Annotated in this window: 25 protein-coding genes; 15 read left to right on the top strand and 10 right to left on the bottom strand. The window is 64.5% G+C overall.

Annotated elements, in window-relative coordinates:
• Positions 1 to 207: 207 nt before the first annotated feature.
• Entirely contained in the window at positions 208 to 1,095 is an 888-nt protein-coding gene (locus ACJ7C5_RS06910) for a LysR family transcriptional regulator (RefSeq protein WP_006367409.1), read from the top strand.
• 29 nt (positions 1,096 to 1,124) lie between these two features.
• On the opposite strand, the gene ACJ7C5_RS06905 is transcribed toward ACJ7C5_RS06910, so the two are convergent.
• The gene (locus tag ACJ7C5_RS06905) at positions 1,125 to 1,376 is read right to left on the bottom strand and encodes a hypothetical protein (protein WP_412703439.1); all 252 of its coding nucleotides are present in this window, start codon (positions 1,374 to 1,376) and stop codon (positions 1,125 to 1,127) included.
• A gap of 156 nt (positions 1,377 to 1,532) precedes the next feature.
• Between ACJ7C5_RS06905 and ACJ7C5_RS06900 the strand changes: the two genes are divergently transcribed.
• Positions 1,533 to 1,766: a hypothetical protein gene (locus ACJ7C5_RS06900; RefSeq protein WP_049422290.1), complete on the top strand. Its 234-nt coding sequence runs from the start codon at positions 1,533 to 1,535 to the stop codon at positions 1,764 to 1,766.
• A gap of 24 nt (positions 1,767 to 1,790) precedes the next feature.
• Here the strand turns inward: ACJ7C5_RS06900 and ACJ7C5_RS06895 are convergent, their stop codons facing one another.
• The 3 genes from ACJ7C5_RS06895 to ACJ7C5_RS06885 all read right to left on the bottom strand — a co-directional run bounded on the left by ACJ7C5_RS06895 (position 1,791) and on the right by ACJ7C5_RS06885 (position 3,272).
• Complete coding sequence (locus ACJ7C5_RS06895; protein WP_412703438.1) at positions 1,791 to 2,342, bottom strand: cysteine hydrolase family protein; 552 nt, start codon at positions 2,340 to 2,342, stop codon at positions 1,791 to 1,793.
• A 3-nt stretch (positions 2,343 to 2,345) separates the two neighbouring features.
• Positions 2,346 to 2,984 carry a DUF6766 family protein gene (locus tag ACJ7C5_RS06890; RefSeq protein WP_412703437.1) on the bottom strand — a complete coding sequence of 213 codons (639 nt, stop codon included), beginning with the start codon at positions 2,982 to 2,984 and terminating at the stop codon, positions 2,346 to 2,348.
• A gap of 99 nt (positions 2,985 to 3,083) precedes the next feature.
• Positions 3,084 to 3,272 (bottom strand): hypothetical protein, encoded by a 189-nt coding sequence (locus ACJ7C5_RS06885; RefSeq protein WP_080355380.1) that lies wholly within the window; start codon positions 3,270 to 3,272, stop codon positions 3,084 to 3,086.
• A 148-nt stretch (positions 3,273 to 3,420) separates the two neighbouring features.
• On the opposite strand from ACJ7C5_RS06885, the gene ACJ7C5_RS06880 reads away from it, so the two are divergent.
• From ACJ7C5_RS06880 to ACJ7C5_RS06850, 7 genes are all read left to right on the top strand, one after another.
• Positions 3,421 to 4,584, top strand: a complete 1,164-nt coding sequence (locus ACJ7C5_RS06880) for a zinc-dependent alcohol dehydrogenase (protein ID WP_412703436.1) — start codon at positions 3,421 to 3,423, stop codon at positions 4,582 to 4,584.
• Positions 4,585 to 4,594: 10 nt separating this feature from the next.
• A complete protein-coding gene (locus ACJ7C5_RS06875) occupies positions 4,595 to 5,101 on the top strand; it encodes a hypothetical protein (RefSeq protein ID WP_412703435.1) in 507 nt (168 codons plus the stop codon).
• Between the two features lie 102 nt (positions 5,102 to 5,203).
• A complete protein-coding gene (locus tag ACJ7C5_RS06870; protein WP_412703434.1) occupies positions 5,204 to 6,145 on the top strand; it encodes an acyl-CoA dehydrogenase in 942 nt (313 codons plus the stop codon).
• The gene (locus ACJ7C5_RS06865; protein WP_412703433.1) at positions 6,133 to 6,891 is read left to right on the top strand and encodes a PIG-L deacetylase family protein; all 759 of its coding nucleotides are present in this window, start codon (positions 6,133 to 6,135) and stop codon (positions 6,889 to 6,891) included. Before ACJ7C5_RS06870 ends, ACJ7C5_RS06865 begins: the two co-directional genes overlap by 13 nt.
• Positions 6,888 to 7,475, top strand: coding sequence for a class I SAM-dependent DNA methyltransferase (locus tag ACJ7C5_RS06860; RefSeq protein WP_412703432.1), 588 nt, complete (start codon positions 6,888 to 6,890; stop codon positions 7,473 to 7,475). Before ACJ7C5_RS06865 ends, ACJ7C5_RS06860 begins: the two co-directional genes overlap by 4 nt.
• Positions 7,427 to 8,164, top strand: coding sequence for a glycosyltransferase family 2 protein (locus tag ACJ7C5_RS06855; protein WP_412703431.1), 738 nt, complete (start codon positions 7,427 to 7,429; stop codon positions 8,162 to 8,164). Before ACJ7C5_RS06860 ends, ACJ7C5_RS06855 begins: the two co-directional genes overlap by 49 nt.
• Positions 8,165 to 8,321: 157 nt before the next feature.
• The gene (locus tag ACJ7C5_RS06850) at positions 8,322 to 8,750 is read left to right on the top strand and encodes a BLUF domain-containing protein (protein WP_412703430.1); all 429 of its coding nucleotides are present in this window, start codon (positions 8,322 to 8,324) and stop codon (positions 8,748 to 8,750) included.
• Between the two features lie 113 nt (positions 8,751 to 8,863).
• Here ACJ7C5_RS06850 and ACJ7C5_RS06845 read toward each other — a convergent pair whose 3' ends face one another.
• Entirely contained in the window at positions 8,864 to 9,256 is a 393-nt protein-coding gene (locus tag ACJ7C5_RS06845; RefSeq protein WP_412703429.1) for a response regulator, read from the bottom strand.
• A 139-nt stretch (positions 9,257 to 9,395) separates the two neighbouring features.
• Here ACJ7C5_RS06845 and ACJ7C5_RS06840 point away from each other — a divergent pair, with 139 nt between their 5' ends.
• The 4 genes from ACJ7C5_RS06840 to ACJ7C5_RS06825 are packed head-to-tail and all read left to right on the top strand — an operon-like array spanning position 9,396 to position 11,990.
• Positions 9,396 to 9,800, top strand: a complete 405-nt coding sequence (locus ACJ7C5_RS06840) for a hypothetical protein (protein ID WP_412703428.1) — start codon at positions 9,396 to 9,398, stop codon at positions 9,798 to 9,800.
• A gap of 30 nt (positions 9,801 to 9,830) precedes the next feature.
• Complete coding sequence (locus tag ACJ7C5_RS06835; RefSeq protein ID WP_412703427.1) at positions 9,831 to 10,505, top strand: BLUF domain-containing protein; 675 nt, start codon at positions 9,831 to 9,833, stop codon at positions 10,503 to 10,505.
• Positions 10,502 to 11,263, top strand: coding sequence for a DUF72 domain-containing protein (locus ACJ7C5_RS06830; RefSeq protein WP_412703426.1), 762 nt, complete (start codon positions 10,502 to 10,504; stop codon positions 11,261 to 11,263). Before ACJ7C5_RS06835 ends, ACJ7C5_RS06830 begins: the two co-directional genes overlap by 4 nt.
• Positions 11,256 to 11,990 carry a DNA-formamidopyrimidine glycosylase family protein gene (locus tag ACJ7C5_RS06825; RefSeq protein ID WP_412703425.1) on the top strand — a complete coding sequence of 245 codons (735 nt, stop codon included), beginning with the start codon at positions 11,256 to 11,258 and terminating at the stop codon, positions 11,988 to 11,990. The genes ACJ7C5_RS06830 and ACJ7C5_RS06825 overlap by 8 nt, the downstream gene beginning before the upstream one ends.
• 39 nt (positions 11,991 to 12,029) lie before the next feature.
• On the opposite strand, the gene ACJ7C5_RS06820 is transcribed toward ACJ7C5_RS06825, so the two are convergent.
• From ACJ7C5_RS06820 to ACJ7C5_RS06805, 4 genes are all read right to left on the bottom strand, one after another.
• The gene (locus tag ACJ7C5_RS06820) at positions 12,030 to 12,527 is read right to left on the bottom strand and encodes a YciE/YciF ferroxidase family protein (protein ID WP_412703424.1); all 498 of its coding nucleotides are present in this window, start codon (positions 12,525 to 12,527) and stop codon (positions 12,030 to 12,032) included.
• A 304-nt stretch (positions 12,528 to 12,831) separates the two neighbouring features.
• Complete coding sequence (locus ACJ7C5_RS06815) at positions 12,832 to 13,254, bottom strand: low affinity iron permease family protein (protein WP_412703423.1); 423 nt, start codon at positions 13,252 to 13,254, stop codon at positions 12,832 to 12,834.
• Entirely contained in the window at positions 13,251 to 13,505 is a 255-nt protein-coding gene (locus ACJ7C5_RS06810) for a hypothetical protein (protein ID WP_412703422.1), read from the bottom strand. The genes ACJ7C5_RS06815 and ACJ7C5_RS06810 overlap by 4 nt, the downstream gene beginning before the upstream one ends.
• Before the next feature lie 124 nt (positions 13,506 to 13,629).
• Entirely contained in the window at positions 13,630 to 13,908 is a 279-nt protein-coding gene (locus ACJ7C5_RS06805) for a hypothetical protein (RefSeq protein WP_412703421.1), read from the bottom strand.
• A 178-nt stretch (positions 13,909 to 14,086) separates the two neighbouring features.
• Here ACJ7C5_RS06805 and ACJ7C5_RS06800 point away from each other — a divergent pair, with 178 nt between their 5' ends.
• The gene (locus tag ACJ7C5_RS06800) at positions 14,087 to 16,738 is read left to right on the top strand and encodes an excinuclease ABC subunit UvrA (RefSeq protein WP_412703420.1); all 2,652 of its coding nucleotides are present in this window, start codon (positions 14,087 to 14,089) and stop codon (positions 16,736 to 16,738) included.
• A gap of 5 nt (positions 16,739 to 16,743) precedes the next feature.
• Here ACJ7C5_RS06800 and ACJ7C5_RS06795 read toward each other — a convergent pair whose 3' ends face one another.
• On the bottom strand, positions 16,744 to 17,661 hold the full coding sequence (locus tag ACJ7C5_RS06795; RefSeq protein ID WP_412703419.1) for a LysR family transcriptional regulator: 918 nt from the start codon (positions 17,659 to 17,661) through the stop codon (positions 16,744 to 16,746).
• Positions 17,662 to 17,746: 85 nt separating this feature from the next.
• Here ACJ7C5_RS06795 and ACJ7C5_RS06790 point away from each other — a divergent pair, with 85 nt between their 5' ends.
• The gene (locus ACJ7C5_RS06790) at positions 17,747 to 19,012 is read left to right on the top strand and encodes an FAD-dependent monooxygenase (protein WP_412703418.1); all 1,266 of its coding nucleotides are present in this window, start codon (positions 17,747 to 17,749) and stop codon (positions 19,010 to 19,012) included.
• Positions 19,013 to 19,079: the final 67 nt, after the last annotated feature.

The raw sequence follows: 19,079 nt of genomic DNA, 5'->3' as shown, positions 1-19,079 counted from the left end.
CGCGCTCGCCCCGGTCGGGGGGAGATTGAGTGAACTCATGAAGGTTTCCAGGCCCAGAAGGGCGATGACGGCGGAAGGCTCCGGCTGCCGGAGCTCCCGTGGTGGGGGAGGTGGCCAGTGTGGGCCACGCAGGGGCACTTGATTAGATAATCAATTACGAATAGGTCAATTAGTTGCGCTAATTAATTCCTGTGACACACTGCGCCCATGGCACGACGCAACTTCAATGACCTGCTGGCTTTCGTGACCGTGGCGCGGGAGGGCAGCTTCACCCGCGCGGCGGGCGTGCTGGGGGTCACCCAGTCCGCACTGAGCCAAGCCATCAAGACCCTGGAAGAGAGCCTGGGAATCCGCCTGCTGACCCGCACGACGCGCAGCGTTTCGCCGACCACCGCCGGCGAGCGCCTGCTGCAATCGATCGGCAACCACTTCGACGACATCGAAATGGAGCTCGAAGCCCTTACTGCGTTGAGGGACACACCGGCCGGGCAGGTCAGGATCACCAGCGGCGACCACGTGCTGCGCACGGTGCTGCTTCCCAAGCTGATGCCGCTGCTGCACCGCTATCCGGACATCCGCATCGAGTTCGACGTCAGCTATGCACTGCGTGACATCGTTGCCGACCGCTTCGACGCCGGTGTTCGCCTTGGCGAATCCATCGACAAGGACATGGTCGCCCTGCCCATCGGCCCACGCCTGCGCATGGCCACCGCAGGGACGCCGGGCTACTTCGCTGCACACGGAATGCCGAAGGTGCCAGGTGATCTGACCGGCCACCGATGCATCAACATCCGCCTGCCCACAAGCGGTGGACTGTACGTGTGGGAGTACGAGAAAAAGGGTCGCGAGATCAATGTGCGCGTGGATGGCCCGCTGGTGTTCAGCACATCACCGCACATGGTCGATGCCGCGCTTGACGGCCTGGGCCTGGTACATCTGCCCGTTGATGAGCTGGCACCCCATCTGGAAAGCGGCCGTCTGGTGCGGGTGCTGGAGGACTGGTGCCCGCTGTTCCCCGGCTATCACCTGTATTACCCGAGCAGGCGGCAGCCTTCCCCGGCGTTCAGCCTGGTGCTGGAGGCATTGCGGGTCTAGATCGATGTTGCCTCGATGACCGTCCGGCATCACAGCCGCGATGGGCTCACTAGAACAGGATCACCGCCCTGCAGCCGAGCCTGGATGAACTCCAGAAGCGCCGGAACCCGCGCGGTGACCGAATGCCGGTGGCTATAGGCACCCAGCAGTTGCAGCGGCGCCGGGCCCAGATCCAGTTGCACTTTCTGCAGCCGGCCCTCGCGTGCGGGTTCTTCGCTACCGATCCGGAAACGTGCCGCATCCCAACCGATGCAGAACGAGGCAGGAGTTTGACCAGGCAAGACGCATGCCTGGACAGCCCACCCGTCAACTGGGCGAGGCACGTTCTACGAGTACCTTGCAATGCGTATTCTGGACCTCCTGGACACGCTGCGTTCACGGCCACCGACACCTGCGCTCACCACACTGCCCCTTCCTTACACACGAAGGGGTGCCACATGGCCACCTGTGATGTCTGCGGCAACAACTACGACAAGAGTTTCACCCTGCAGCAGGGCGGACGCAGCGGAACCTTCGATTCGTTCGAATGCGCGATCCATGCATTCGCGCCACGCTGCGCACATTGCGACTGCGCGGTTATCGGGCATGGCGTTGAAGGAAAGGGCCAGATCTTCTGCTGTGCACATTGCGCCGGTCATGCCGGTGTACAGGGTGTAGCGGACCGGGCCTGAGCTGCCTCGGGTTGATCCTGCCGACTACGCAGAGACCAGCGATGAAAGTCGAGCGACCCGGGCTGCGCCCGAGTCCGCCAGCACTGCCAGTGCACGGCGTTTCTGGGAAGGCATCGCCGCCACGGCTTCCAATGCCACCACGACCTCGAACTCCCTCGCGTTGGCGTCCAGCGCCGTAGCAAGGACACACGAATCGGCCGTCATGCCACTGAGCCAAAGACGGCTAACCCCAAGCTTGGCCAGCAGAATCGGCAAGGGACTGGCCAGGAACGCGGAGTGTTTTGGCTTGAGCACGAAATAGTGGCCGGGCAGGGGTGAAAGGACTGTGGCAATTCGCGCAGCCGAACCCCCGTCCCGCTGGCACTGCTCCACTTGCTGGCGGAAATCCCGCTTCCAGTCAGAAAAGTTGTCATTGGCATAGATGACTGGCCACTTCCGGTCATCGAAGTGATCTCTGAGGCGCCGGATCTGCCGCGCCGCCTTTTCTGCCGCTGGCGCCAGCGCGTCTGCACCTGGGAAGTCGAAACGACTGAACATGTCGATGATCAGCAGGGCGGTAGAAGGGGGGCGTGCCATGTCTCAATCTCCAGTCTGGGCATGCGGCGCTTCGACCGGCTTGGACTGTGGCGAATCCTTCTGGCGCAGGAAGATGGTCAGCACAACCAGAGACAGCACGGCCAGAAACTCACTTTGCCAGTTCTGCATCGATTCGAACCAGAAAGTGCTGCTGGCCAGGTGCTCGAGAAAGCCCGGCACTGGCAGGCCCTGCAGCTGCTGCTCGGCCTGTTCGGCGCGCCAGCTTCCCAATGCATGCAACGTAAAGCTGGTCAGGAACAACAGGCCGAAGGCGATGGCAAGCGAATGGCCATAGATGATCTGCCATGCGCCACCACGCCTGACGGGCCAGGGCGTGGGCCCCGGCTCGACGCGATTCTGTTCCTGCGTAGGGTCCAAGGGCCGCGATTCGGCCGAACCGCGCTGGCGCAGGCTCACTGTCAGAAGAACATACATCCCCATCTGCAGGAATTCGCTCTCCCAGTTCTCGAATGTGGCGCTGACAAAATGCCCGGTCGCCAGGTAGTGCCAGAGATCGATCGGCGTGCGTCCGTGCTGCACCAGCTCCTGGTTGTGCACGTGATGTCCCGCAACTGCCTGCCCACCAATGAATACGACGGTGAGCACGAGCAGCACCAGCGAGAGACCGTTGCGTTTCCACATGCAACACCTCGTTCAGGTTGTTCCAATGGCCGTGATGAAGCTTGCGCCGCCAGCGGGCCATGAGCTGTGAATCCGGCGCATCCAGTATGTGAGGCGGACTCAACGCTTTCCTGTTGGATCGGGATCAGGACGCTCGTAGTCCTCGGGTACAGCCTTGGGGCCATCGCCATCGTCGGGCATGTCGTGCTCCTTCCATCTGGCTCGATCATTGCGCCGCTTGTCAGGCGTATGTGCCTTCGACTGATCATCCACGTCCGTGGTCGGATTGAAGGGCAGTTTGTCGGTCATGGGTTGCTCCTGCAGCAGGGGGCTGAAGCGTGCGACCCGTCCGGTTAACGCGGTGACGTCGCGAAATGAACACCATGCACACCGGGATGTCACCGCAGGGGGCGGGGGGTGTTGCGATGCTGGAACCCCCTCTTGCTGGAGAAGCACGATGCAGGCATTGACCTACCACGGCCGCAAGGATGTACGCGTCGAGACCGTGCCGGACCCGGTACTGGCGGCTGATGACGACCTGATCCTGCGTGTCACCGCCACCGCCATCTGCGGCTCGGACCTGCATCTGTACCGGGGCAAGATTCCCGATCTGCACGACGGCGATGTGCTGGGCCACGAATTCATGGGCGTCGTGGAAGAGGTCGGCAGCGGCGTTACCCAAGTGAAGCCGGGGGATCGGGTGGTGATTCCCTTCGTGATCGCCTGTGGTGAGTGCTTCCACTGTCGGCTCGCCGAGTATGCCGCCTGCGAAACCACCAATACCGGCAAGGGCGCCGCGCTGAATCAGAAGGGCCTTCTGCCGCCGGCCGCGCTGTTCGGCTACAGCCATCTGTATGGCGGGGTTGCCGGTGGCCAGGCGGAGTTCGTGCGCGTGCCCAAGGCGAATGTGGGCCCGCTACGTATTCCGGAAGGCGTGGCCGACGAGCAGGTCCTGTTCCTGTCTGACATCCTTCCCACCGGCTACCAGGCCGCGCTGAACGCAGGGGTGAAGCCGGGCTCAACGGTGGCCATCTTCGGTGCGGGCCCGGTCGGGCTGATGAGCGCGGCCTGCTGCCGCCTGCTGGGGGCCGAGACCATCTTCATGATCGATCATCTTCGCTACCGCCTTGATTATGCGCGCCGCGCCTATGGGGTGACCCCCATTGATTTCAACGAGATCGAAGACCCAGCCGATTTCATCCTCGCCCAGACCAGTGGGCGGGGCGTAGATGCCTGCATCGAGGCGGTAGGTTTCGAGGCCGAGGGCAGTGCGCTGGAGTCAGCGTTGACCGCTGTAAAGCTGGAAGGCAGCAGCGGCGTGGCGATCCGACAATGTATTGCAGCTGCACGCCGCGGTGGGGTGGTCAGCATCCCAGGCGTCTACGCCGGCTTCATCCATGGTTTCCTGCTGGGTGACGCGTTCGACAAGGGGCTGACGTTCAAGATGGGGCAGACCCATGTGCAGGGACTGATGCCGGAACTGCTCGACGCCATCATGGAAGGAAAGCTGGACCCGGGTGACATCATCTCGCACCGGATGCGCCTGGCCGATGCAGCGCAAGGCTATGCAATGTTTGATGCCAAGGACGACGACTGCCGCAAGATCGTATTGACACCTTGAGCATGCCGCCATGAGCGCGATCATCATGACGTGCGTCTATGCGCTCTGGTTGGCCGCCGGTTGGCTCGACTTCCATTTCCACCGGCGTACCGACCTGCCGCACACCTCTGCGTTGCGGGAAAGCGTATTGCACGGGCTGCAGCTACTGCTGATTGGCAGTGGCGTGCTGGCATGGCTCCTGCTGGAGAATACCCGGTCACTCGTCGCGCTCCTGGCGCTTCTGGTCATCGCACACGCGATCACCGGCTATTTCGACACCGTCAGCGCGGACGGTCGCCGGCGTATCAGTCCAGCGGAGCAGCACGTGCACAGCGTGCTCGATGCCGCGCCCTGGGTTCTGCTGGGCTGGGTCGGCTGGCACGCGCAGCCGCGGTGGTCGCTGAGCGTGGATCCTGCGGCGCTTGAGGCCTGGTGGCTCGTTCTGTTGCCGGCGGTGGTACTGGTGGTGCTGCCATGGCTGTGGGAATTGCAGCAGTGCCTGCGCGTGAGGCAGCAACGGCGTGGGACAGGTGCGTGAGGATCACTGCGCAGGGCATTCATGTGCCCGCCACACCTCCAAGACAGTGATGTGACCGCCTGCCGCCTACGTTCATGACATATCTTCATTGCAGAAGCCCTCATGCAGGATGTGACGCCGCCATCATCATTGATCAACCGCGCCCGCCAGGTACTCGTCCAGCAGCCTGAACTGCCATTACCGGGATGCGGGCAGACACTGGATCGTTGGAGGGCGCTTGCGGCGTTGGGGGCCGAAGATCTCTGCCTGGCCAAGGTGCTGGAGGCGCACTACGACGCGCAGGCGATCATCGCCGAGTTGAAGGCACCGTCGGTTGCTGAAGGCCAACTGTGGGCGGTGTGGGCCGCAGAGGGCCCGGCGAGCACACTCCGCATCGACGCCGAGGGCAGGCTGCGCGGGGACAAGCCCTGGTGTTCGGGCAGCGCCTGGGTGGATGCCGCATTGGTCACGGTTCACAGTGCTCAGGGGGTGTGGCTATGCCAGGTGGCAGCGGAGCACTGGAGGACGCTGTCGGGTGAGCCTTGGCCCGCCGTAGGCATGGCCGGGATTCCGTCAACCACCGTGCGCTTTGATGCCGCGCCGATGGTGATACTGGGCGCGCGCGATGACTATCTGCAGCGACCGGGCTTCTGGCATGGAGGCGCGGGTATTGCGGCGGTCTGGTTTGGTGCAGCGGTCGCGCTGGCCGAGCGCATGCGATCAGCCTGCACCGAGGGACATCGCGCACGTCTACTGGGTGAAGTGGACCTCGCGTTGGCGCCGGCCGCGGCGCTGCTCCGCGAACTGGCGGTATGCATCGATGCCGAGCCCGAATTGGCGCACCGCGAGGACGTGGTGCGGGTGCGTTGCGTGGTCGAGCGTGCAGCTACGCGCGTGCTGGATCTGGCGGGTCGGGCCCTGGGCCCGGCCCCCATGTGCCTGGAAGACGCCCATGCCCACCGCTGCGCGGACCTGACCGTGTTCCTTCGCCAGAACCACGCCGACCGCGATTGGGAGTGGTTGGGTGGGCAGCGGGCGGCCCAGGAGGCGACATGGGCGCTGTAGTTAAAGCACCGCTGCAAGGCGAAGGAACCCAGGAGCAGGCATGGCTGCGCTGCGGCTGGCTCTGGCAACAGCCGATCACACCGGCAAGCGCGCTGTGCACCGGGCATGACCGCCTGGTGGTGGTCGCGCCGCATCCGGACGACGAGATCCTCGGCTGTGGCGGACTGCTTCACCACGCAGTGGGGCAGGGCATGGAGGTGAGCGTCGTTGCAGTGACGGACGGCGAAGCATGCTATCCGGGCGAGCCGTGGTGGACGCCTGGGCGCTTGCGGTCGGCACGACGGGCGGAGCTTGCCGCGGCACTTGGCGAACTCGGCATCCCGGCCGGTTCCATATTTCACCTGGGTATCGCCGACGGCGCGGTCAGCACGCACGAACAGGGCCTGGAAGGCTGGCTGCAACAGCACCTGCAGCCCCGCGACCTGGTCCTGGCACCATGGCGGTTTGATGGCCACCCCGACCATGAAGCGGCAGGGCGTGCTGCCTGCCGCGCCGCCCGGGCGGTGGGGTGCCGCCGCCTGGAGTACCCGGTATGGGGATGGCACTGGCTGGATCCGGCCTGTGCACATATGGCGTGGGAGGTGCCCAGACTGGTCGACATTTCAACAGTGGCGGCCGCGAAACGAAACGCGATCGCGCACTTCCGGACGCAGACGGGCGACGTGCCGGGCTTGAACAGCCCTCCGGTGCTGCCCGCGCATGTACTGACCCGATTCTTCCGAAACTACGAGGTATTCCTGGCATGAGCGCGCAACCGTACTTCGATGACCTGCATGAGCAGGAGGATCCGTTCGGCTACCGAAGCCGATGGTATGAAGAACGCAAGCGTGCGCTGTTGCTGGCAAGCCTGAGCCAGCGTCATTTCACTCGCGGGTGGGAGCTGGGTTGTTCCAATGGCGTGCTGACCGAGGCCCTGGCCGCCCGCTGCGAGCGCCTTCTGGCAACAGACATCAGCCCGCGTGCGGCGTTCCAGGCGCGCCGCAACCTGGCCCACCTGCCTCACGTGCAGGTCCACTGCGCCAGCCATCCCGAGCAATGGCCGCCGGGCCGCTTCGATCTGATCGTCTGCGGCGAAATGGGCTACTACCTGGGAGCCGGCGCACTGCGTGAGCTGCGCGCCGGTATCGGGGAAGCGCTTCGCGATGACGGGCTGCTGGTGGCCTGCCACTGGTTGCCCTCGTTCCCGGGACGCGCGAGCCGCACCGAGGTCGTGCATCGCTGCCTGGCTGAAGGCCTGCAGGAAGCCTTCCACTATCGCGACGCGGACTTCGTACTGCAGGGGTGGACGCGCGGCGCGATGTCGTTGGCCCGTCTGGAGGGCCTGCGGTGATAGGCGTACTCGTTCCGGCCCACAACGAGGCAGCGAGCATGGAGCGGTGCCTGCAGTCGATCAGGAGGGCGGCCCTGAATCCCGGGCTGGGCGGCGAAGCGGTGGAGGTGATTGTTGCGCTGGACGATTGTTCGGACGCCACGGAATCCATCTGCGCCCAGCAACGGGTTGATACGCTGCGGCTGCGTGCACGCTGCGTCGGCATCGCCCGGGCCAGGGCCGCCGCCGAGCTGCTGGGCCGGGGTGCACGATGGCTGGCGAGCACGGACGCGGACAGCGAGGTGCCTCCTGAGTGGCTGGTCGCACAGCTTGAGGGACGCCAGGACGTCTTCTGCGGGCTGGTGGACATCGCAACGACCTGCAGTGCCGAGGAGCGCCTGCGCAAGGCGTTCCGGAGGCGGCAACAATGGGGGGACGATCATGGGCGTATCCACGGTGCGAACCTGGGTGTTTCCGCCCAGGCCTATCTTGCGGCAGGCGGTTTTGCGCCACTGCACTGCGGGGAGGACGTCCAGCTGGTGAGGACATTGCAGCGTCTCGGCGCTGATGTGCGGTGGGCGGGTGCACCGCTCGTCATGACCAGTGCGCGCCTGGCAGGGCGCGCGACAGGAGGGTTTTCAGCCTACCTGGCGGAGATGGGAAGGGCGGGCGCCGCTTCGACAGCGGACCAGCCGATCCTGTTGGCTTGAAAATCAGCCGTTTCGGCACGCCGTGGCGGGAAATACCGAAAATACTGTGAAAAACCCGGGTTCGCCGGGCAATATGTGACCAATTCACGTTTGGCGTTTACGGTCTCTCAACGACACCGGCCTTAGATTGAGCGGCCGGGAGAGTAGGAGTGTCATCATGCCGAACAGAGCGATTGTCTACGTCAGCGAAGCCGTACCTGGATTCACGTCCGAGCGCTTGAAAACACTGATGGAAGATGCGGCCCGCTTCAACCGATCAGCGGGTGTGACCGGGGTTCTGTTGTTTGACGGCCGGCACTTCCTGCAATACATGGAGGGCCCCGCCGATGGGCTGGATGTGGCCTTCTCCCGCGTCAGCGGCGCGGGCAGTCACACCGACCTGATGGAGCTTGCTCGCGGGCGTGTCGGGCAACGACGGTTGCCGTTCTGGCCAATGCGCTGCCTGCCAGTCAGTGCGGATGAGCTGCGGATGGTCGCCCTTGCTGACTGGACCAGTTTCATCCAGCGGGCGGCGACGAACCAGGCGGGAGCTACAGCGATGGAGAAGCTCCTCTCGATCGTCGAGCCCTATGCTAAAGCGGCCTGATTGGTCGATGCGCTTGCTGTAGGCCGACCTTCCCGAATTTCGCAGGGCGGCGCAGGACAAGTGAAATGGGTTTTCCCTTGCTGACACCCCACTGAGTTGACTGCGACGCAGGATCAGTGCGTGGTCAAGGGCGTGCAGGCATCGCCCATCACGCGTTGGACGGCCTGCTGCAACTGGGCGATATGGAAAGGTTTGGCCACGAAGGCCGCGCTTCGGTGGCGCTGTGGTACCAGTTGGTCATAGACCGCAGACACAAACAGGAACGGGATGCCAAGCTCGGCCAGGCGATCGGCGACCGGAAAGACCATGCCGTCACGAAGCTCGACATCCAGCACGGCGCCATCGAACGTCTGCTTCTCCAACAGACCCATTGCATCAAACACGCTGTAAGCATGGGTTACCTGGCCCCCTCCGTCTTCGAGCGCCTGCTCCATCAGTGCGGCCAGATCGAACTGATCTTCCACCAGCAGCAGGTTGCACCTGCGCTGGCTCATATCGGGTTGCATGCGCGCATGCCTGTATTGCCTCGGGAACTGCAGTGTGTGCTGTGCTGCATCAACGCTGCGAGTGTGGAATGTCAGCCTGGTGCGAAGCTGGGGCAGGTGTTGCCAATGCTGTCGAGGTGGCGTGGAAAGAGCCCGGTGTTTGTTGACGGCATTTTGGCAGCGGCCATGGATTACTGCCGCCATCTTCGACACCGGAGTTTCCGCCATGCATCGACCTGGAACCGATCCTGCTTCGCCCCGCCTGCTGCGTGTCGAGAGCATGTCCCTGGACTGCGGTGGCACCGCCATTGTTATAGAGCTTGATCGCACACCTGAGCGGGCGTGGATGAAGTCGCTGAAGCGAGCCGTTCAGGCCAACACCGCCCTGGAGGGGGCACAGGCCAAGTTTGATGGCCGTTTTGTGTACTTCGTGAGCATGGAGGAGAGTGGGCATCGCGTCCAGCATCACGTGATGCAAGCGCTGATGTCGGCGGAACCGGGCCGGGACCCGGCCAAGTTCAAGGGTTTCCCGGGCGCGGCACTCTCCAGCTCGATGACCGCCTGAGTGCGACCTGGGCCGATAAGGCATTCCGCCTTGATTGCCACCGTCAGCCCATGCCGGCCGCCGTCGCAGCTGAAGTCCGCCATGCGCTGGCACGCGCGCGCACATCCGAAGCGCACGTTGCGTATAGACGCGATGCGCAGCGGCCACCCCACAGCTCGACGCAACCTCCACACCGGTGTCACCGCGCGTACGATCCGCGTCGCTATGGTGGAGCCGTCTGCAACAACCGGTGGTGTCATGCCTCTTCGCGCAATTGCCTATGTAAGTGAAGCGTCCGACAGCCTGACTGCGGAGCGACTGCAGCAGCTTGTTATGGACGCGGTGCTGTTCAATGAATCCGCCGATGTCACCGGTACGCTGTTGTTTGATGGCACCCGCTTTCTGCAGTACCTCGAAGGTCCCGACGCCGGGGTCAACGCCGCGTACAAGCGGATCCTGGCATCCGGCAGCCACGGTGGCGTGGTCGAACTCAACCGGGGGAGGGTGGGCCGACGGCAGTTCTCCCATTGGCGGATGTGCTGCGTGCGGGTGGATGTACTGGCGCTGGGAAAGATCGCCATCTCCGACTGGACAGGCTTCGTGTGCAGCGCATCGGCGCTGGCTTCAGGCACCAGCGCGCTCGATCGCCTGCTGTCGGTGACGCAGTCAAATGTGGAAGGCGTTGCCAGTCGTGCTCTGGAACCTGACGGCTGGGTGGCGCGATGAACACAGCTCCGTCGCCGTCTGGTCCGGTACGCATCGGTTGCGCCGGCTGGTCACTGTCCCGGTCGGCGCAGGAAGCCTTTGGGCAGGGTAATAGCGTTCTTCAACGCTACGCCACCCGCCTGCCCATGGTCGAGGTCAACTCCTCGTTCTACCGTCCGCACTTGCCCAGCACCTATGCACGGTGGGCTGCGAGCGTGCCGGACCATTTCCGCTTCGCGGTGAAGATGCCGCGCTCGATCAGCCATGAACATCGGCTTCGCGATGCAATGCCACCGCTGCAGAGGTTCCTCGATGGCGTGCTGGCACTGGGTGACAGGTTGGGGCCGCTGCTGCTCCAGTTGCCACCCAGCCTGGCATACGAACCGGCGACGGCGGAGAGCTTTCTGCAGGGTCTGCGCGCACGTACCCAGGTCGATGTAGCCTGTGAGCCGCGCCATCCCAGTTGGTTCACCATGGAAGCGGACGCCCTGCTGAGCGACCATGGTGTTGCACGGGTTGCAGCGGACCCGGCACGGGCGTCCTCAGCTGCGACTCCCGGTGGGGACCGCACGTGGAGCTATTGGCGCTGGCACGGCCAGCCGCAGATCTATCGAAGCGCCTACAGCGAACAGGCCCTGGCGGGCCTGGCGCGGGAGCTAGAGCTCGAATCGGATACGCAACGATCAGTCTGGTTCGTACTGGACAATACCGCACAGGGCCACGCCACCAGCAACGCCCTGCGCCTGCAGGCCCTGCTGCAGGAGGGCGAGCATGCCTGAGGGCCCATCCATTGTCCTGCTGCGCGAAGCTGCGAGGCATTTCAAAGGGCACGTCGTCCGCACCGTTTCAGGGAACAGCCGGATCGATCTGTCGCCACTTCAAGGGCGCAGGGTGAAAGCGGTTCGCAGCTGGGGCAAGCACTTCCTGTTGGAGTTCCGCCACCAGACCCTGCGCATCCATCTGATGATGTTCGGCAGCTGGCGCATCGACGAACGGAAGCCAACCCCGGCGCGGGTGTCCCTGGGGTTCGACAATGGCGAGCTGAACTTCTATGCGTGCTCCGTGCGGCTGATCGACGAGCCGCTGGACGACGTCTACGACTGGCGCGCGGACGTGATGAACGATGCCTGGGATCCGAAGCTGGCCCGGCGCAAGCTGAAGGCAATGCCGGACGTCATGGTCTGTGATGCGCTTCTGGACCAGACGGTCTTTGCCGGCGTGGGCAACATCATCAAGAACGAGGTGCTGTTCCGTATAGGCGTGCACCCTGCCACGCGGCTGGGCGACCTGCCGCCGCGCAAGCTCACTGCCTTGGTCACGCAGGCACGCACCTACAGCTTCGATTTCCTGGAGTGGAAGCGCTGCTTCGAGCTGAAGAAGCACTGGCAGGTACACACGCGCAGGATCTGCCCGATCTGCGGTGGCCCAATCAGCAAGCTGTACATGGGTACCACCCGGCGACGCACCTTCTTCTGCCCGAACGACCAAGTGCTGTACGAACCTTGAGGCCGCCTTCCATGGCGGCCGGGCTCTGTTCGACGCGGCTCAGGCAGCCTGCGCGGCCTTCGCGTTGCCGCCGCCCTTGGCCAGCAGGGTCAGCTTTTCATCGGTCGCCTTCTCTTCCTCCAGCGTCTCCAGCAGCAAGGGAAGGGCATCCTTGTAGCCCAGCTGTTTGGCCAGCGCGGCGATGGTGCCGTAGGACGCAATTTCGTAATGCTCGACCTTCTGCGCGCCACCAATCAGGGCGGCATCACGCACAGGGCCCTTGTCGATGCTGTCGATCACTTCCTTGCCTTCCTCCACAAGACCCTCCATCGCCGCGCACTTGATGCGCTTCAGGCGGATGCCAAGCAGCTCCACCACTTGGTCGATGCGCTCGATCTGGCCCTGGGTTTCTTCCAGGTGCGTTTCGAAGGCCGCCGCCAGATCCGGGTTCTCGGACGCACGGGCCAGGCGTGGAAGGGCCTTGGTCAGTTGCTTCTCGGCGCTGTAGATGTCCGAGAGTTCGTGGATGAACAGGTCTTCCGCCGTCTTGATAGCCATAGTGGGCTCCGCAGTGAGTGGAGCGCTCAGAGTAGGCGTCGCCCAGTTGCGCCCAAGCAGGGGCCAAGTGAAGGCGGCATGGGAACGCCAGCAGAAACCCTGCGCGCCGTCTTCACGAAGCGGTGCCTGTCACTGTGTGTGGCTGCATTTCAATGCCGGCAGGCCTTCGGAATGGCTTCACGATGGCATCGTAGCTTGGGACTGCTTGCGTCCCCGGTCGATGGCCTCCGTCGGAACAGCGCTGCAACGCCCCGCCAGGCAGCCAGGACATCCCCACGCGGGTCTGCCGCCGTCGCGGCGCCCTTCAGGCTTCGGCGGCGGCATCCGCATCGCAGGGCATGCAGCGCTCCTTCTTGGACTTGATGTCTGCAGCGGTCTTCGCGAGTGCCTCGTAACGCTGGCGAATCTCTTCAAGGTGAGCGGGCTCCATCGATTCCAGGTTCAACAGCTCCTGGTTGGCATCCTTGCTGACCCGGATCAGTTCATCCAGCTTGATGTGCAGCGCGGCCGTATCGGCGTTCTGCGTATGCTGGATCAGGAACACCATCAGGAAGGTCACGATGGTCGTTCCCGTATTCACCACCAGCTGCCACGTATCATCGAATTGGAAGGCCGGCCCGCTGGCAGCCCAGGTGATGATCACACCCAGCGCGGCGACGAATGCGCCCAGGCTGCCCGACAATCGTGCCGTTGCGGCCGGAATACGCGCAAAACCGCGCCGGATCACTGGTCACCTCCTGCGGCCTCCTTATCCGTGCGGCGGTCTGGCAGCTTGCCCCGCTCCCCAAGACGCTTGGCCTGCTCTTCCGGTGTTGGTGCAGCGACAAAGGGAGAGATCGGGTCACTGGCAGGGAAGGTCTCCTGCAGCGCCTCGTCATGGTTGCGGCGGTTGTGCAGCTTCGCCTGCAGTGGACTGACAGGATCGGGGTTCTGTGCTTCCGGGTCCGGGTGGGGAAGGTCTTTCTGATCACGTTGCATGATGCGGTCTCCAGGTTGGTGCCACGGCTCAGGTGGCGCGCCCAGCATAGGAACTGCATCGTGAGCGGCCCCATCAAGGGCGGAGCAACGTGGCGTCAAGCCTTCAGGCAAAGCGCGTTAACAATCAGCAGGGCGGGGGTGTTCGGGGGCGGCCGCGACGGCGCCAGGCCATCACCTGTCCCACCACGGCCGTCAACAGCAACATCGCATTGGTCACCACGAAAACGGTGCTACCCAGCATCGCGCTATACACCGTAAACAGCGCGGACGCTGTCATCTGGCCCACGAACAACCACTTCGATACCGCCTCCGGGTATGGCGACTGCCGCTGCTTCACCATCTGCCGGATCAACGTCGCCATCAGAACCGCCGTGGCGACCCAGCCAAGTACATCGGGGTGCATGATCGCCTCCCATCGTGCAGATGCTCCACGCTAGCCCTTGGCTGTGCAATGGCGTACGAAGGGGACGTGAAGGCAGCATGCCGCCCGTGGCGCGCTCACACCATTCACTCCGCAGCAGCGAGAATGGCCTACCGGCCGCGCCATGCGTGACCCGCCCACCGAATGCAGGAACACTGAAATGTCCAACACCCCCTTTGGTGAATCGTCATGCGCTGCCGCCGCCAGCGGTTGCGTCGAGGTGCGTGGTGCGCGCGAGCACAACCTCAAGAATGTCGACGTCTCCATTCCGCGCAATGCACTGGTGGTGTTTTCCGGGGTGTCGGGTTCCGGCAAGTCATCGTTGGCCTTCGGTACCGTGTTCGCCGAAGCGCAGCGGCGCTACTTCGAGTCCGTCGCGCCGTATGCCAGGCGCCTGATCGACCAGGCGGGCGTGCCGGACGTGGATGCCATCGACGGCTTGCCGCCGGCAGTAGCCCTGCAGCAGCAGCGCGGGGCCAGCAATGCACGTTCCTCAGTGGGCAGCGTGACCACGCTGTCCAGCCTGGTGCGCATGATGTACTCGCGCGCCGGTGCGTACCCAGCCAACCAGCCCATGCTGTACGCCGAGGACTTCTCGCCCAACACGCCACAGGGCGCCTGCAGCACCTGCCATGGCCTGGGGCATGTCTACGAAGTGACCGAAGCGCTGATGGTTCCGGACCCCTCGCTGAGCATCCGCGAGCGCGCCATCGCCTCCTGGCCGCCGGCCTGGCATGGCCAGAACCTGCGCGACATCCTGGTCACGCTGGGCTACGACATCGACGTGCCATGGAAGAAGTTGCCGAAGAAGGACCGGGACTGGATCCTGTTCACCGAGGAAGCCCCCAGCGTGCCGGTCTATGCCGGTTTCACGCCCGCAGAGACCCGTGCCGCACTCAAGCGCAAGCAGGAGCCCAGCTACATGGGCACCTATACCGGCGCACGCCGCTACGTGCTGCACACCTTTGCCAACACCCAGAGCGCGCTGATGCGCAAGCGCGTTTCGCGCTACATGGAAGGCCGGTTGTGCCCGGCCTGCCATGGAAAACGCCTGAAGCCGGAGGCGCTCTCGGTTACCTTTGCCGGCGTGGATATCGGTGAGTTCATGCGGCTGCCGCTGGATCAGCTGGCAGCGCTGCTGGAGCCCATCGCACAAGGTGATTTCGGCGCACACAGCAAGGGCGCTCGCACCCGCAGGAGTCCGACACCCCGCGATCGCGCCCGGCGGGCCGCGAGTGGCCAGGCGACCCATGAGGGTGCCCCCGATGTGCGCCTGACTTCCGCCCTGTCGGAAGAGAAGCGCCTGGCGGCACAACGATTGGCAGGCGGGGTCATGGCCCGTGTACGCCAGCTGCGTGACCTGGGCCTGGGCTATCTCTCGCTGGACCGTGCGACGCCAACCCTGTCGGCGGGCGAACTGCAGCGCCTGCGGCTGGCGACGCAGCTCAGCTCGCTGCTGTTTGGCGTGCTGTACGTGCTTGATGAACCCTCGGCCGGCCTGCATCCGGCCGACAGCCAGGCGCTGTACGACGCACTGGAACGGCTGCGCGACGGCGGCAACTCGGTGTTCGTTGTTGAACACGATCTGGAGCTGATGCGCCGCGCGCAGTGGCTGGTGGATGTGGGTCCGCAGGCGGGGGAACACGGCGGGCGCGTTCTCTACAGTGGCGAGCCCGACGGCCTGCGCCAGATCCAGGATTCACGCACGGCCCTGTATCTGTTCGACAAGGTGCCGGCACCTGCCAGCCAACAGCGTAGCGCCAACCGCTGGCTGGAATTGAAGAGCATCCACCGCCACAACCTGCAGGGCGTGGACGCACAGGTGCCGCTGGGACTGCTGACAGCCGTGACCGGCATTTCCGGCTCCGGCAAGTCCAGCCTGATGGCGCAGGCGCTGCCCGAGCTGTTGCTGCTGCACCTCGGGCATGAGCCTGCGGACGACAACGCCGATAGCGCGCCCACCGACGGGCCAGCCGTGATCGAAACGACCCGGGGCACATTGGCCGGCGATGTAGACGCCATCCAGCGGGTGGTGCAGGTCGACCAGAAGCCCATCGGCCGCACGCCACGCTCCAACCTGGCCACCTATACCGGGCTGTTCGATCACGTGCGCAAGCTGTTCGCCGCAACACCGGCCGCGCGCCGCCGCCGTTTCGATGCCGGCCGCTTCTCGTTCAACGTGGCCAAGGGCCGGTGCGAGACCTGCGAGGGCGAGGGTTTCGTCAGCATCGAACTGCTGTTCATGCCCAGCGTCTATGCGCCGTGCCCCACCTGTCATGGCGCCCGCTACAACGACGCCACGCTGAAGGTGCAGTGGAATGACCGCAACATCGCCGAGGTCCTGCAGATGACGGTCGACCAGGCGCATGCGTTCTTCAGCGAGGAAGAGGCCATTGCCCGGCCGCTGCAGTTGCTGCAGGAGATCGGCCTGGGCTACCTGCGGTTGGGCCAGCCGGCCACGGAACTTTCAGGCGGTGAAGCGCAACGCATCAAGCTGGCCACCGAGCTGCAGCGCAGCCAGCGCGGGCGCACGCTGTACGTGCTGGACGAACCCACCACCGGCCTGCATGCGTCGGACGCGGACCGGCTGCTGGTGCAGCTGCAGCGGCTGGTGGACGCGGGCAATACGGTGGTGATGATCGAGCATGACATGCGCGCGGTCGCACAGGCGGACTGGGTGATTGATGTCGGGCCGGGTGCAGGGGGTGCGGGTGGCACCATCGTGGCGAAGGGCACGCCGCAGCAGGTGGCCCGTGCCAAGGGCAGCAGGACGGCGCCGTTCCTGGCGCGCGAGCTGGGACAGGGCGGCTGAGGCCACTACCCGGACATCTCTCCGATCCCTAGCAGCCGGGCCTGGATGAATTCCAACAACGCCCGCACCCGCGCGGTGACCGAGTGCCGGTGACTGTATGCGCCGAGCAGTTGTAGCGGCGCCGGGTTCAGATCCAACTGCACTTTCTGCAGCCGGCCCTCGGTCAGATCCTGCTGACACGGGTAAGCCGCAACGATGGCGAAGCCCAGACCCTGGCGTGCACCTGCTACTGCAAGTTCCCCGCTGTCGACCCGATAGCGGCTGCGCACCGGCACCTTCACGATGCTTCCCGACGGGTCCACAAACTGCCAGGGTTGTCCCTTCAGTGCACTGGCAGTGGTGATGCAGGGCATGGACTTGAGTTCGCGCACCTGGCGCGGCGTTCCGGTCCTGGCCAGCAATGCCGGGGCGGCCACCACGATGCTCGGCAATGTCGCCAGTTCGCGGGTGATGAACGCGCTGTCATCCTGCTGCCCCCGATGGAAGAAGAGGGTGAGATCCATATCGTCCCGCAGCGCTTCCGGGCCGCTCAGCCGCGTGTCGCACTCCAGTTCAATGCCGGGATGGAGACTGCAGAACTCGGCAAGGATGGGTGCGAGCAGCCTGGGCGCCTCGTTCGGCATGCTCATCCGCAGCACTCCCTTCAGCTCGCGCTGCACCGCGCCCAGCTCTTCCTCGGTTGAGAGCAGGGTATCGAGCAGGGGCTTGGAGCGTGCGTACAGCAACCTGCCAGCTTCGGTCATGCGCAGATGGCGGGTGCTGCGTTCCAACAGCCGAACCCCCAGCCTGCGCTCCAGCGAAGCAACGTGGCGGCTGACATTGGAAGCGGGCAGGGCCAGCAGGCGCGCCGCACCGGAAAAGCTCTGCTCGTCTACCACGGCCACGAAGACACGGACGGTGTTCAGGTCGAAGCTGCTGCGCACGATTATCCCGCCATGGGTACGAATAAATCTCAGTTCTGCATGCTAGTTGTCAGTATTGGCAGAGTCCAGACTGCACGCCCGTCCCATGGATGCCGTGCAACGGCGTGCCTGGGCGAATCGAGAAGGCTGCATCGGAATGGAAATTGGAATACTGGGCGGTGGAATCGCAGGCCTGAGCGCGGCCCTTGCCCTGCACAGGCAAGGGCACAACTGCTGTGTCTACGAACGCCGGGTCGGGCCGTCGACCATGGGCGCCGGCGTCACGCTCTGGCCCAACGCCAGCTTCGTACTGCAGGAACTTGGGCTGCTGGAGGACATCGGTGCTGTCGGCGGCCGGCCGACATCAGTACATCGCAGGGATGCAGCGGGTGACGGGCTGGGCGGTCTGGACATCACGCTGCTGGATCGGATCATGGGATACCCGACCCATACGATCCTTCGCCGTGACCTGCAGGCGGTGCTGCTGGACCACGTGACGCGGGCGGGAATCCAGGTGGTGTTCGGACATCACGCGGTAGCGATTGAGCTGGATGCAAATGGCAAGGCCATGGCGCGGTTCGACAACGGACAGTGCATCCGTCCGGACCTGATTCTGGGGGCAGATGGGCGAATGAACTCGGTGGCACGCAGGTTCGTTGCGGGAGACAGTACGCCCATTTACCAAGGATTCGTGAACTGGATCGGGGTCGCGCAGGGCAAAGCACTGGTGAGCGAGGTCGGGATCCAGGATTACTGGGGGGCCGGCGACCGCTTCGGCTGCGTCGCGATCCGAGCAGACCTGGTGTACTGGGCGGCCGCCCAGGCGCGGCCACTCCCCACGACAACGCCCGCAGCAGACATGCGCGACGAGGTGAGGGATCTGTTCGCAGGGTGGCCCGAGCCTGTCGCGCGTTTGATCGAGGCCACTGCGGCGCACTCCGTCCAGCGGATTGCCGTGCACGACCTTGAGCCGCTGCACACGCGGAGCCGCGCAAACGTGCTGCTCATCGGTGACGCAGCGCATGCACCGTTGCCGACGTCAGGACAGGGAGCCTGCCAGGCGCTGGAGGATGCCTGGCACCTGGCGCGATGCCTGGAGAGTACAGGGAGCCAGCTGGATGAGGCGCTGCCGCGCTTCGCCGCCCTCCGTACACCCAAGACTACGAAGCTGGCAGAACAGGGTCGTATGTTCGCGCGCGGGCTGTTCGCCAAAGACCCGGAAACCTGCCGTATCCGCAATGAGCGCGCCAAGGCGTCCGATCCGATGCGTGATGCGCTGGCCATGGCTGCCGGGTGGTCAGAGGGATTGCCGATGGCCGAGTGCATTGAACGGGAGGCGGCGAACAGCGCGGGCAGCATGTATCGCCTGTGACGCTGTGCTGCGGTGAAAGGATCACCCACCGGTTGGACCATCAATTGCTCGATGATGTCTCAGGCAG

The organism is Nocardiopsis yanglingensis (assembly GCF_045809185.1).
GTDB classification, from domain to species: Bacteria; Pseudomonadota; Gammaproteobacteria; order Xanthomonadales; family Xanthomonadaceae; genus Stenotrophomonas; species Stenotrophomonas yanglingensis.
The sequence above is the reverse complement of the archived record's forward strand: the minus strand, read 5'-3'. Positions and strand labels throughout refer to the sequence as shown.

Coding starts and splice junctions, on each gene's coding strand:
- ACJ7C5_RS06910 (WP_006367409.1), top strand. CDS start 208: ATGGCACGACGCAACTTCAATGACCTGCTGGCTTTCGTGACCGTGGCG.
- ACJ7C5_RS06900 (WP_049422290.1), top strand. CDS start 1,533: ATGGCCACCTGTGATGTCTGCGGCAACAACTACGACAAGAGTTTCACC.
- ACJ7C5_RS06895 (WP_412703438.1), bottom strand. CDS start 2,342: ATGGCACGCCCCCCTTCTACCGCCCTGCTGATCATCGACATGTTCAGT.
- ACJ7C5_RS06890 (WP_412703437.1), bottom strand. CDS start 2,984: ATGTGGAAACGCAACGGTCTCTCGCTGGTGCTGCTCGTGCTCACCGTC.
- ACJ7C5_RS06885 (WP_080355380.1), bottom strand. CDS start 3,272: ATGACCGACAAACTGCCCTTCAATCCGACCACGGACGTGGATGATCAG.
- ACJ7C5_RS06880 (WP_412703436.1), top strand. CDS start 3,421: ATGCAGGCATTGACCTACCACGGCCGCAAGGATGTACGCGTCGAGACC.
- ACJ7C5_RS06875 (WP_412703435.1), top strand. CDS start 4,595: ATGAGCGCGATCATCATGACGTGCGTCTATGCGCTCTGGTTGGCCGCC.
- ACJ7C5_RS06870 (WP_412703434.1), top strand. CDS start 5,204: ATGCAGGATGTGACGCCGCCATCATCATTGATCAACCGCGCCCGCCAG.
- ACJ7C5_RS06865 (WP_412703433.1), top strand. CDS start 6,133: ATGGGCGCTGTAGTTAAAGCACCGCTGCAAGGCGAAGGAACCCAGGAG.
- ACJ7C5_RS06860 (WP_412703432.1), top strand. CDS start 6,888: ATGAGCGCGCAACCGTACTTCGATGACCTGCATGAGCAGGAGGATCCG.
- ACJ7C5_RS06850 (WP_412703430.1), top strand. CDS start 8,322: ATGCCGAACAGAGCGATTGTCTACGTCAGCGAAGCCGTACCTGGATTC.
- ACJ7C5_RS06845 (WP_412703429.1), bottom strand. CDS start 9,256: ATGCAACCCGATATGAGCCAGCGCAGGTGCAACCTGCTGCTGGTGGAA.
- ACJ7C5_RS06830 (WP_412703426.1), top strand. CDS start 10,502: ATGAACACAGCTCCGTCGCCGTCTGGTCCGGTACGCATCGGTTGCGCC.
- ACJ7C5_RS06825 (WP_412703425.1), top strand. CDS start 11,256: ATGCCTGAGGGCCCATCCATTGTCCTGCTGCGCGAAGCTGCGAGGCAT.
- ACJ7C5_RS06820 (WP_412703424.1), bottom strand. CDS start 12,527: ATGGCTATCAAGACGGCGGAAGACCTGTTCATCCACGAACTCTCGGAC.
- ACJ7C5_RS06810 (WP_412703422.1), bottom strand. CDS start 13,505: ATGCAACGTGATCAGAAAGACCTTCCCCACCCGGACCCGGAAGCACAG.
- ACJ7C5_RS06805 (WP_412703421.1), bottom strand. CDS start 13,908: ATGCACCCCGATGTACTTGGCTGGGTCGCCACGGCGGTTCTGATGGCG.
- ACJ7C5_RS06800 (WP_412703420.1), top strand. CDS start 14,087: ATGTCCAACACCCCCTTTGGTGAATCGTCATGCGCTGCCGCCGCCAGC.
- ACJ7C5_RS06790 (WP_412703418.1), top strand. CDS start 17,747: ATGGATGCCGTGCAACGGCGTGCCTGGGCGAATCGAGAAGGCTGCATC.